The organism is Pseudoalteromonas sp. SG43-6 (assembly GCF_014164365.1).
In the GTDB taxonomy this organism is placed as follows: Bacteria; Pseudomonadota; Gammaproteobacteria; order Enterobacterales; family Alteromonadaceae; genus Pseudoalteromonas; species Pseudoalteromonas rhizosphaerae.
Genome location: NZ_JACJEZ010000014.1, coordinates 66,344 through 78,156, shown reverse-complemented (window position 1 = coordinate 78,156; position 11,813 = coordinate 66,344). Strand labels below are relative to the sequence as shown.

The following is an 11,813-nucleotide window of genomic DNA, read 5'->3' as shown; positions in this document are numbered from 1 at the left end:
TGACAATTGTCAATTAACATAATGGCATAGAATTCAATTAAAACTATTTTAAAACAATGAATTATATTAATTGACAACATATACCTTAAGGGGAAACGAGCAAGTGACCTATACACCAAGAAACACAATCGCCATTAGCCACTTCAATATAGCCATCATGTTTTTTATGAGGCTTTGGTAGCGCATCAGCAATGGCACGACCTAAAGATGGCTTCTCGGCTATATAAAGTTTCATAGGGCACTATCAACAACTGGTTATTTACACAGTAGTTTAGCACACGTAATTTAATCTACAAATAGTTAATGATTAGCTCTTTAAACTGCGATTTTTTCGCATAAATAAATACAACAGAGGAAGGTAGCACACAACGACAGTGCCAATATTGATTAAAGGTAATAACGTTTTATATAGCATAGTGCTATACGATAAATCCCAAAGGTGGCGATCCACTAATCTAAATAATTGTAAGATAGGCGCACTGATTACAACCAATTGACCGATCACACTTTGCCAAAGATACACTTTATCTTTAATAGCCCAGTAAGCAATCAAAGCCATCCAAGCAATATCATTAAAAGCCCAAACTACATAACGCCAAATATAAGGGTCATCTAACTCTCTAAGGCTTGAATAAATCACAGCGCCATACAAGAAGAAAACAGCTGTAATCAAGACAAAGCGTAATGCCAACCAATCCTTACGTATGTAAAATACAAAAATAGCTGGGAGTAAAAATAACACCCAGCTATATTCAAGTATAAAAATTAAATTGTTCACCCAATTAGGCATTGACGTTACTTAACATTCTTCTCTTCATCATCGCCACCAGAACCATTGCCCGGCATATAGCTATATTTATCAACGTTTTTCATCAGACACTCCGTTACACTTGTTAAAAAACTACTTTAAGCTAAATTAGGTATTTTGCCAAGCATCTTAACGAACATCTATCGGATCTGATTCCTTAGCCTTGCCTTGCATTATTGAAATTTCCACGCGGCGATTACGTCGTCTATCCGCATCAGAATCATTTGGAACAAGTGGTCGAGTTTCGGCATGACCGACAACAACCATTCTGGTTTTATCAAAGCCTTGCGCTTTTTGCATTTCAGTTGCAACCGCAACTGCACGCTTCGATGATAAGTCCCAGTTATTGGTATACAGCTCATTCGAAACTTGAAAATCATCAGTATGACCAGACACCGTAATTTCGCCTGGCACATCTTTTAGTAACGCAGCTATATCACGAATGATTGGTTTAAACTTAGGTTGTAAAAATGCACTCCCAGATGGAAATGAACCATTTTCACGAATACGAATAATAATTTGCTGACCTAATGATTCCAACTCAACAGCACCATCCATGATTTGTTGTTCCAATTGCTGGGCTATCTTTTTAACTAACTCATTAACCTGCTCTTGATCAGCTGCAGAAATAGATTGTTCTGATGCTTGTTGTTGCGCTGTACTTTGTGACTCACCGCCACGCTTATTACCGCGTTGCTCTTGACGACCGCCAGCTGAGCTTTCATCACCAGCCTGAAACTCAAGCATTTGCTGGGTCATTTCGACAGTTTGCTGTTGAATGGTTTCGATTGGAGTAGGTTCAGGTTTACCTGGGGTGAACTCCATCGCGATAACGGATGTTCCTTTGGGAATATCTTTTACTTCTATTTTATTTTGTACACCAAAGGCAAACTTCATTGAGCCTGCGATTTGTTTAAATTTAAGTACATCCATTTCTGAAAACGCGAGTAAAAGTACAAAGAAGCACATCAATAGTGACATCAAATCCGCGAAGGTACCCATCCATGCTGGTAACCCGGGTGGTGGACACTTGCACTCTTGATCTGACATGCTTACTCCTCAGTATCCACTTTTCGTTTTGATTCAGCGAGGTAGTTTTTCAAAATACCTTCGATGACTTTTGGGTTTTGGCCATCTTGTATACCTAATACCGCATCTAAAATTAGCCGCTGATTCATTGCTTCTTCGTCTTTACGCAATTCCAATTTTACTTGGATAGGAATTGCCACCACGTTTGCTAAAAACGCACCATATAATGTTGTTAAAAGCGCTACCGCCATCGCAGGACCAATCGCTTTAGGGTCATCCATATTCGACAACATCGCAACTAGACCAATCAAAGTACCTATCATACCCATCGCAGGCGCAATATCGGCAAGCGCTTTAAACAAACCGGCCCCCGATTCATGACGAGTAGAAGTAAGAGAAATATCTTTTTGCAAGGTGGCACGAACAACATCAGCGTCATGACCGTCAACAAGCATATCAACCCCTTTACGCATAAACGCATTGGGTATTTCTGCTTCCTCAAGTGCTAAAAATCCGCCTTTACGGGCCGAGTCTGCAAGTTCAACTGCTTTTTCGATAAGCTCTTCAGGTGACTCTATTTTGAACATGAAGGCTTTAGCCGCGACTTTACCGATACCGAGGAATTGACTCATCGTATAGTTTGATAACACTATAAAAATCGAACCACCGAAAACAATAACCACCGATGGCGTGTTATAAAACATAGCCACTTCGCCGCCACTACTTAGTACCATTGACATAGCAATAAGACCAATAGCTCCGAGAATACCTATAATGGTTGCTAAATCCACTTACCCCTCCAGAGGAATCGATGCTTTGTTGCTACCAGCAACAAATTTTTATTATTAACAGCTTATCGGCAATCTATTGAATTACTTAAACCATTTAATGAAAAAAATGAAATGAAAGTTTTCAACCCTGTTTAGCATTTTAAGCTACCATTGATAACCTGCAAGGCTTAAGTAAAGGTATAAATAATTAAAAGTGGCAAGAAAACAATTAATTATTCAAAAAAAATGCATCACCCTTTGACCTAGTTTAGCATTCCCCCTAAAATTGGCCTCACATTTCTATCATCTAAGTTAAATCAGTATGGCGACGAAAAAACCAGAGAACCTAAGCTTCGAGCAAGCGCTTGATGAATTATCCTTAATCGTCACAGAAATGGAGCAAGGAGAGCTTTCCCTTGAGCAATCATTAAAACAGTTTGAACGCGGTATTGCTTTAGCCGGCGCATCTTCAAGTAAGTTACAACAAGCTGAACAAAAAGTAGCTATTTTAATGGGTAGTGATAGTCAGTCACCACTTACTAACTTTGATAATGATTTGGAATAACGGGTGTTAATAACAGAGCAAATAAAATGTGCTCAACAAGATGTTGAAGCCACTCTCAATCGGTATTTTGAGCAACCGCTCGATACCGAGCACAGCATCAAACAAGCCACCCACTACAGCGTTTTAAATGGCGGTAAACGATTACGACCATTTTTAGTGTATGCCACGGGAAAAATGCTTGGCGCAAATAAACAAGATTTAGACGTGTTGGCTGCTGCTATTGAATGTATTCATAGTTATTCGTTAGTTCATGATGATTTACCCGCGATGGATGACGACGACCTGCGACGTGGTAGACCGACTTGCCATATTGTCTATGGCGAAGCTCATGCTATTTTAGCCGGTGATGCGCTGCAAACATTAGCGTTTGATTTAATTGCTAACCATTCATTTAACGTTCCTGCACAGCAACAGTTAAAAATGATTGCAGCACTTGCCAAAGCATCGGGTATTGAAGGTATGGTCGGTGGTCAAGCACTGGATATTGCAGCGACTGACAAATTAGTCAATTTAGCTGAGCTCGAACGTATCCATAAATTAAAAACAGGTGCTTTGTTAAATTGTGCAATTACTTTAGGTGCATTATGCGCAGCTGATACAAATCAACAAACATTATTACAATTAAAACAGTTTGGTGATGCAATTGGGCTGGCTTTTCAGGTGCAAGACGATATTCTTGATATCGAAGGTGATACCCAAGTCTTAGGTAAACCACAAGGCTCCGATGTTGCAGCAAATAAAGCGACCTACCCTGCTCTACTTGGGCTTACAGGTGCAAAACAAAAAGCACAATCATTACTAAAATGCGCACTCGATGCGTTAGCAGCAATAGATGCTGACACTTCTGAGCTAGAAAACTTGGCAAAATATATTGTTGAACGCGATTATTAATTCTAGGCTCTAGCTTGAGCAAGTAATGATGTACAAAATAACTAAAGAATCAGAGTAATATTACGCTATAATGACCTCTGGTTAGCGAAGGATGTATTAAAAATCATGACACTTGATAGTAGCAAGTATCCATTATTAGGTTTGGTTGACGAACCAGCCCAGTTGCGTGATTTAGCGCAAGACAAATTACCTGCTTTTAGTAATGAGTTACGTGATTACTTACTAAACTCAGTCTCGCAAAGTAGTGGTCACTTAGCATCAGGTTTAGGCACAGTTGAGCTTACTGTAGCGCTTCATTATGTATATAACACCCCTGAAGATCGCTTAGTATGGGATGTAGGCCATCAAGCATACCCACATAAAATTCTCACAGGGCGCCGTGATCAAATGCACACGATCCGCCAAAAAGACGGTTTACATCCGTTTCCATTTCGTGAAGAAAGCCACTACGACACTTTTAGTGTTGGCCATTCAAGCACCTCGATTTCTGCTGCTTTAGGCATGTCAATTGCGGCGCAAAAAGAAGGCAAAGGACGAAAAACAGTAGCGGTTATTGGTGATGGTGCGATTACCGCGGGCATGGCGTTTGAAGCAATGAATCACTTAGGTGATGTTAAATCTGACATGCTGATCATATTAAACGATAACGAAATGTCGATTTCTGAAAATGTCGGTGCACTAACTAATCATTTCGCTCGTATCTTATCAGGCAGTTTTTACACTAACATTCGTGAAGGTAGTAAAAAGCTGCTATCTGGCGTGCCACCAGTAAAAGAATTAGCCAGCCGCATGGAAGAGCACTTAAAAGGCATGGTTATCCCAGGCACCTTTTTTGAAGAGTTAGGCTTAAATTACATTGGCCCAATTGATGGTCATGATGTAAACATGTTGGTTGATACACTGCGCAATATGCGTAACCTAAAAGGGCCGCAGTTACTGCATATCAAAACCCAGAAAGGTAAAGGCTATAAACCAGCAGAAGCAGATCCAATAGGCTATCACGGCGTACCTAAGTTCGACCCTGCGATTTCCAGCCTACCAAAATCAAAACCAGGCGCTGCGACTTTTTCTAAAGTATTTGGCGATTGGTTGTGTGACATGGCAAGTCAAGATGAAAAGCTTATGGCAATCACCCCGGCTATGCGTGAAGGCTCAGGCATGGTGCGTTTTTCAAAAGAATACCCTGAGCAATATTTTGATGTTGCCATTGCCGAGCAACACGCGGTTACTTTAGCCGCAGGTTTTGCCTGCGAAGGCTTAAAACCAGTTGTCGCTATTTATTCAAGCTTTTTACAACGTGCCTACGATCAGCTTATTCACGATGTTGCTCTGCAAAACTTACCCGTGTTATTTGCAATTGACCGTGCTGGTATTGTTGGTGCTGATGGCGAAACTCATCAAGGCGCATACGATTTAAGCTTTATCCGTTGTATCCCCAATATGATTATCATGGCACCGAGTGATACTAATGAATGTCGTCAAATGCTGTACACTGGTTATCGTTGTAACAGCCCTGTTGCAGTTCGTTATCCTCGTGGTAGTGCTGGCACAACTGAAATCTGCGAGCAAATGACTGAGCTTGAAATTGGTAAAGGTCGTGTGATTAAACAAGGCGCTAAAATCGCAGTTTTATCCTTTGGTACTTTACTTGAAAACGCTCAACTGGCAGTCAATGAATTAAATGCTAGCCTCGTTGATATGCGTTTTGTTAAACCTCTTGATAGCGCACTAATCGACACTTTATTAGCCGATCATGACGTCATTGTAACCCTTGAAGATAACGCGATTGTTGGTGGTGCAGGCTCTGCTGTTAATGAATATTTAGCAGCTATAAAAGCAACAGTAAGCATCCTTAATTTAGGTATTCCTGATGAGTTCATCAAGCATGGCACGCAAGAACAAATCCATGATGAAATGGGCTTAGGCTCACAAGGTATACTCGATAGCATAAAAAACTTTATTACTAAGTAACCAAAGTTTAAGTTAATAAAATAACAAAGGAGCGTAGGCTCCTTTGTTATTTATTTTCAAACATTTAAAAAAATCTCACTTTTTTTCAACTTTCTTGCATCCAATTATTTCCCTGCCACGTTTATTCACTGAGGTTAGCTCGTGAGCAAAGTGTTCACGCTTTTATATAATACCAATCGACTTAAATATTTAGCCTTTCTAGCGTGCTAAATAAAGCGCTAACGGCGTTATGAATTTTTCATGTAGAACAACTACATATAAAAATTTATGCCTTGTTATCACTCTATTTATCCGTCGCTATAAATGACTAACAACTTAACACGATTGGTATAAGCTGTTTTAAGCCAAGCTCTTTGTATGTTCACATTTGATGGAATATTTAAGAAGGTACAAGTTATGAAAACGTTAAAATCAGGCGAAAGCACCAAATCTATTCACGCACAATTAATGACCAGTAAACTTTGTTTGTCTGCGCTTACTCTAGCAATTTTGATTGGCTTAACCGGCTGTAGTGGCGATGATGGAAAAGATGGCGCTGTAGGCCCGCAAGGTGAAATGGGCATGGACGGCGTCGATGGTAGTAATGGCGCTGATGGGACAAATGGTAGCGATGGCACGAATGGATCAGATGGTACTCCAGGATTTGCAGCAGCAACTTTTATTTTGGCTAATAATGGTGCTGATAATGCAGGCACCGTTGATTTGATTAATCAAAATGCTGCAAAGTTAAAAACATTTAATAGTGGTGCAAATGAAGGTGTTGCATTTGATAGCTTAGGTAATTTAATTCAAGCCAGCGATTCTGGTAATGGCGCTCTTAGCACCGTTTGCCAAGTATTAAGCCGTGCCGATGGGGGTATGTTTGACAGTAATCGTGATCGTACCATTACCGGCAGCAACACTACGTTAGTCAATCCCAAAGGTATTCATATATCAAATAAGCGCGGACTCATTTTTGCCGCTGACTTTAATGCCATGCAGATCACTGTCTTTGGTGCTACCGCCGCAGGAAATGCAGCGCCTTTAGCTAGTACAGTTACAGACGCAAAACCGTGGGATGTAACATACGATGATATAAACGATCGCTTATATGTGGCACTCACTAATGGTGATGTTGCAGTATACGATAATTATGTAGATGGTGGCTTTACCGCTATGGCAACTCGTACAATCACACCCAGTGATGCAAGCGGTAACAAAGTTTCCGTTAATATTCATGGTATCGTTTATGATGCTGATACAAATAAATTAGTACTTTCTGACGTCGGCAGTGCCAGTGATGCAACCGACGGCGCATTATTTGTGATCAACAACGCATCCCTTGCTACTGGCAATACCACGGTTGCTCGCAGTATCGCTGGCCCTGCTACTATGCTTGGTAACCCTGTGGATATCAGCCTGACTGGTAGCGACTTACGCGTTGCAGAAAAATCTAATGATGCAATTCTGGTATTTAGCAATATCTTTAATGGCGTCAGTGGTGACATTAGTCCAGATAGCGTCACCGCAACGATTAAGCCAGAGTCAATAACCGCAACAGTGATGCATAATGATATGCCTGATGTATCTGACAGTTATATGACTAATATGCCATTGATGGGTATTGCTGTAAGTAGTAATCCAAGCGCGGCAGGCCCTACAACAGGACAAATTTCACGTCTAAATGCACAGTTAACAAGTGAAATTGGCAGTTATAATGCAAGTCAAACAATCGAAAGTGTTGCCTTTGATAAAGCCGGTAACAGCTATGCGAGCTTTGATAACAGCACAACCTCTGTAGGTGGAATTGTTATTTCCAATAAAGTCGCGATGCACCGTGATGGCGAGGTATTTACACTAAGCCAAGATTCTATCATCAGCGGCAGTAATACCGGCCTAATCTCGCCAAAAGGTATTGATGTAGCATCAGACAGTGGGATGATTTTTGTCGCTGAAAACAATGCCACAACACCGGGAATATTAATATTCTCAACATGTACTACGGGTGATGTAACGCCCCTTTTGACGCTCACAGCAAGCGGTGGTGCACGTCCATGGGATGTTGACTATGATGTCACTACTGATAGAGCATTTGTGGCATTAACCAATGGGACTATTGCTGTTTTTGATGAAGTTAAAAGCAAGCTAATGGCGGGTATGAGCACTGTAACCGGGGAAGATCGCTTAATTACACCCGCAACAGCAGGAGTCGCATTCCCAGCCCCTACCAATATACATGGCATTGATTACGATCCACTAAGTGACTCATTAATTGTCTCAGATGTAGGCAGTGCCGCTGACGCCACTGATGGTAAATTATTTGTATTAAATAATGCAGGAACCGGATCAGGTTTGAACAATGTCAGTGTCAATATCGCCGGACCTGCAACCATGCTCGGTAATCCTGTCGATATTATGTTTACCGGCAATCATTTATACGTAGCCGAAAAATCAAATGGCTTAGTCATGCGGTTTGATAATATTCTCAATAGCCCCAGCGGTGATATTGCAGCCAGCGTAAGCTACTCATTCACAGCTCCTGAGTCTGTTGCTATTTTACCAAGCTGGCTAAATCGCTAACCATCAAGGACAGTTAAATTAACTGCCTTTAGTTGGCCTCCCAATGCCTTAACTTTTCGAGTTAAGGCATTTCTTATCTTTAACTAACAGCAGTCTTAGAATAAGCAAACGCATAATTAGCCAATTAGCGCATCCACACTTTGATATCTGCTAAACCATTAGCTTGTAATACACTCAGTTGTTGCTCAACATTGTTGGTTTGCTCAAACTCAAAGGCATCTAATTGTTCATCAAAGGTGATGTTTGCAACACCATCGCCACCGCGCTTTTTAACTTGATGTAGCGCGATATCCGCTAAGTTGACAGAGGTTTCCCAACCAATAACCTGACCACCTAATAATGGTAATGGGTAAAATGAAAAGCCAATCGATGCGGTCAAGTTTATACTGTCACCACTGGGCAACTTAAATGTGTGATCAGCGATTACTTTACATAGCTGCGCAACATAACTATCGATTGCAGTGCGTTTAAAGTCACGTAGCAGTAACAAGAATTCATCACCACTCCAACGGGCAACATAATCAGATCCTTGGGTACGAGAGTTAAGCAATGCAGCCATTTGCTGCAAACAACTATCACCACCAATCGGTCCATAAGCGTCATTAATGCGGCTAAAATTATCAAAATTAATGATTAGCAACACCAAGGATTTTCCCTGCGCTTGTAATGATTGTGAGTTACGCTGAAAGTGCTCTATATCTTTTGGTAGTTGATCAAATAAGAAGCGACGACTTCTCAGCCCAGTAAGCTCATCTGAGTGACTCATAAGCTTTAGCTGTGAGTTAACTTGATTTAGCTTATCATTAGCTTGTCGCAGCTCCCCGGTGCGCTCCGTGATCAGACTTTCAAGCGCGGTTTGCTTACGGCGCTCTTGCTTTCTAAATACCCAAAACACTAAATAAAATAATAAAATAAAACTACCAGTGATCAACAACCGAAAATAAATTGTTTCATCAAACCGTCTTGGTACCACAAATGAATATTCCGTACGTTGCGCCTTCTGCCAGCCTTCACCTTGTCGTTTAGCCTCAAGTTGAAACAAAAATGCACCAGGCGGTAAATTGGTATAAATAGCTTCACGACGGGTATTAGCATAACGCCAATCGCTGTCTAAACCAGTTAAACGATAGCGAAACTCAATACTGGTCGGTGCATAATAGTCTATCGCTGTATATTTAAGGGTGATATCACGTTCATCGATTTCTAATTCAGGATTACGCCCTAATGCAGCTGTTGCAAGTTTACGTATCCCAGTATTTAAACTCTCAACCTTTGGCTGTAATGGTTTAACGCCAAACAGCTCAATATCCTTAGGGATCTCCACGACCCCCTGTAGGCTCGGATACCACATTGAATTACCTAACTCCGCCACAGCGTCATGGCCAAGGCCGGTACAACACTGGCTGGCCTTACCGTCAAGTTGACGATCGTATGACGAAATAACCTGCTCTACTTTTAAGCTTTCAATATCGGTACTAAACTGTTCAACCGGCATTCGGTAGACACCTTTCATGGTACTAACCCATATGCGCTTGAGCTTTTCATCATAACGTAAACTAAAAATAGAACCGTAAGGTAAGCCATTGGTAGCATCTAACTGACGCCAATGCCCTTGTGTGCTTCGATAAAATAAACCATCATTTAATGAGCCGATTAATATACCAACTCCATCAATGTTTAAGATGCTTGTAACATAAGCACTTTCAAGACTAGTTTGATCGCCAATTTTTTCAATACCACGATCAGTAAAGTAGTAAGCGCCTTTGCTAGTGCCAATTAAACCAAAATTAGCTTCATCAACGACATAAGTAATAAACTTACTGCCTAAAAATGCGTTATAAGCAAATGGGGTTAAACCACCGTAACTAAGCCGATACATACCCCGGCCAGTACCAAGCCAAAAGCCTCCTTTGCTGGAGCGACTAATCGCAAACACCGGGTTATCTTTTAAAGCGCGTCCAGGGACAGTGAACAAGGTGTTGTTTTCATAAATATACACACCACGTCCAGTGGCGATATATAAACGTGAGCCATCAAACTGTAAATCATGCACGGCTGCACGTCCGTATTGATTACTTGGGATTTGATTGATAAAGTTTTTATCTAAATCAAAGTAGCCTACACCACTGCGGTTAGCGACCCACAATCTCCCATCGGGCGCTTGGCTAATGGCCATAACCGCTTCGGTCATTTGTGATATAGCTGAGTGACGTTCTATTCGGCCTTCGTGCGCAAGCCATAATCCTTCACTAAAACTCGCAAGCCAAATATTATTATCATTATCGCGATATAAATCAGCAAACCAAATACTTTGGTCAAGTTGGCTCGGTTCAACCCATTGCCAATCGCCGGAGTTGTCTCGAAACAGTAAGCGCCCATAGGTCGAAATCCACAGTGCTCCATTTGAGTCACTCATAAATTTATAAACCGCTGAGTTATTCGCATTGGGCAGTGGAAAGGGCCTTAACTCGTCATCTAAATCTAAAAAGTAAGCACCGAGCTCTGACGCTAAATATAAGTTGCCTTCCAGCCATGCTAAATCATGAATAATCGTTTGTGCTAAACGCTCAGGTATAGATACCTTAGCAGTTAGTTCTAAGCGTAATTTTGCAAAATCAGAGGAGGAATTAGTTAACCGTAGCAAGTATCGTTCATTCACCAGCCAGATCCCTTCTGGCGATAATGCCAGCTGACTGACAGTACCAACAATCTGCTTTACTGAACTGGCACTCATTACAGGGACTAGTAAGTCATGCACTGCGCTGACATTGATCTGATTGCGAGATACAAAGTACAGGCCATTCGCTGCTATCCAAATACTGCCTTTCGCATCTTCGATAACATCGCGTACAGGGCCTTTTACACTAAACTCTTGCGCTGCCATAGTGGTGGGATCGATGACCACAATACCATCTTTAGTACCAATCCATAAATAGCCTTCGCTATCGACTAGTAATTTATTAATGCCGTTACTGGGTAAGAAATTACTATTTAAGGTGTTGTAATTAGTGAATGTATTGCCATCAAAGCGACTGAGGCCAAACTGAGTTCCCAGCCACATATAGCCTTGCTTATCTTGCACGACACTTTTAAGTGACTGCGATGGTAAGCCATTTTGCATATTCCATTGTTTTACAACATAGTCGGTAATTGACGCCTTACTTGGCATACTGCAGAACAGCACAATAATAACCAATAAAAATCGCATCATAACGTCAAT

General features: G+C 41.1%; 8 protein-coding genes and 1 pseudogene. 4 read left to right on the top strand and 5 right to left on the bottom strand.

Going from position 1 to position 11,813, the window contains the following annotated elements:
* Positions 1-97: 97 nt before the first annotated feature.
* The 4 genes and pseudogenes from H5201_RS08200 to pomA form a co-directional block, all read right to left on the bottom strand.
* Positions 98-235: pseudogene (locus tag H5201_RS08200) on the bottom strand (DNA topoisomerase III); the annotation flags it as partial.
* 72 nt (positions 236-307) lie between these two features.
* Complete coding sequence (locus tag H5201_RS08195) at positions 308-790, bottom strand: hypothetical protein (RefSeq protein ID WP_149981193.1); 483 nt, start codon at positions 788-790, stop codon at positions 308-310.
* A 147-nt stretch (positions 791-937) separates the two neighbouring features.
* A complete protein-coding gene (locus tag H5201_RS08190; RefSeq protein WP_145241115.1) occupies positions 938-1,858 on the bottom strand; it encodes a flagellar motor protein MotB in 921 nt (306 codons plus the stop codon).
* Positions 1,859-1,860: 2 nt separating this feature from the next.
* Positions 1,861-2,628, bottom strand: coding sequence for a flagellar motor protein PomA (gene pomA, locus H5201_RS08185; RefSeq protein ID WP_145241117.1), 768 nt, complete (start codon positions 2,626-2,628; stop codon positions 1,861-1,863).
* A gap of 301 nt (positions 2,629-2,929) precedes the next feature.
* Between pomA and H5201_RS08180 the strand changes: the two genes are divergently transcribed.
* From H5201_RS08180 to H5201_RS08165, 4 genes are all read left to right on the top strand, one after another.
* The gene (locus H5201_RS08180) at positions 2,930-3,172 is read left to right on the top strand and encodes an exodeoxyribonuclease VII small subunit (protein WP_145241119.1); all 243 of its coding nucleotides are present in this window, start codon (positions 2,930-2,932) and stop codon (positions 3,170-3,172) included.
* A 3-nt stretch (positions 3,173-3,175) separates the two neighbouring features.
* The gene (gene ispA / locus H5201_RS08175) at positions 3,176-4,063 is read left to right on the top strand and encodes a (2E,6E)-farnesyl diphosphate synthase (RefSeq protein ID WP_182718318.1); all 888 of its coding nucleotides are present in this window, start codon (positions 3,176-3,178) and stop codon (positions 4,061-4,063) included.
* 105 nt (positions 4,064-4,168) lie between these two features.
* The gene (dxs, locus tag H5201_RS08170) at positions 4,169-6,034 is read left to right on the top strand and encodes a 1-deoxy-D-xylulose-5-phosphate synthase (RefSeq protein WP_182784176.1); all 1,866 of its coding nucleotides are present in this window, start codon (positions 4,169-4,171) and stop codon (positions 6,032-6,034) included.
* Between the two features lie 396 nt (positions 6,035-6,430).
* On the top strand, positions 6,431-8,593 hold the full coding sequence (locus H5201_RS08165; RefSeq protein WP_179959160.1) for a hypothetical protein: 2,163 nt from the start codon (positions 6,431-6,433) through the stop codon (positions 8,591-8,593).
* 124 nt (positions 8,594-8,717) lie between these two features.
* On the opposite strand, the gene H5201_RS08160 is transcribed toward H5201_RS08165, so the two are convergent.
* Entirely contained in the window at positions 8,718-11,804 is a 3,087-nt protein-coding gene (locus H5201_RS08160; protein ID WP_182739779.1) for a ligand-binding sensor domain-containing diguanylate cyclase, read from the bottom strand.
* Between the last annotated feature and the right edge of the window lie 9 nt (positions 11,805-11,813).

What these genes read in the sequence shown, in the direction of transcription:
- dxs (WP_182784176.1), top strand. Translation starts at nt 4,169, where the DNA reads ATGACACTTGATAGTAGCAAGTATCCATTATTAGGTTTGGTTGACGAA.
- H5201_RS08190 (WP_145241115.1), bottom strand. Translation starts at nt 1,858, where the DNA reads ATGTCAGATCAAGAGTGCAAGTGTCCACCACCCGGGTTACCAGCATGG.
- H5201_RS08180 (WP_145241119.1), top strand. Translation starts at nt 2,930, where the DNA reads ATGGCGACGAAAAAACCAGAGAACCTAAGCTTCGAGCAAGCGCTTGAT.
- H5201_RS08165 (WP_179959160.1), top strand. Translation starts at nt 6,431, where the DNA reads ATGAAAACGTTAAAATCAGGCGAAAGCACCAAATCTATTCACGCACAA.
- H5201_RS08160 (WP_182739779.1), bottom strand. Translation starts at nt 11,804, where the DNA reads ATGATGCGATTTTTATTGGTTATTATTGTGCTGTTCTGCAGTATGCCA.
- H5201_RS08195 (WP_149981193.1), bottom strand. Translation starts at nt 790, where the DNA reads ATGCCTAATTGGGTGAACAATTTAATTTTTATACTTGAATATAGCTGG.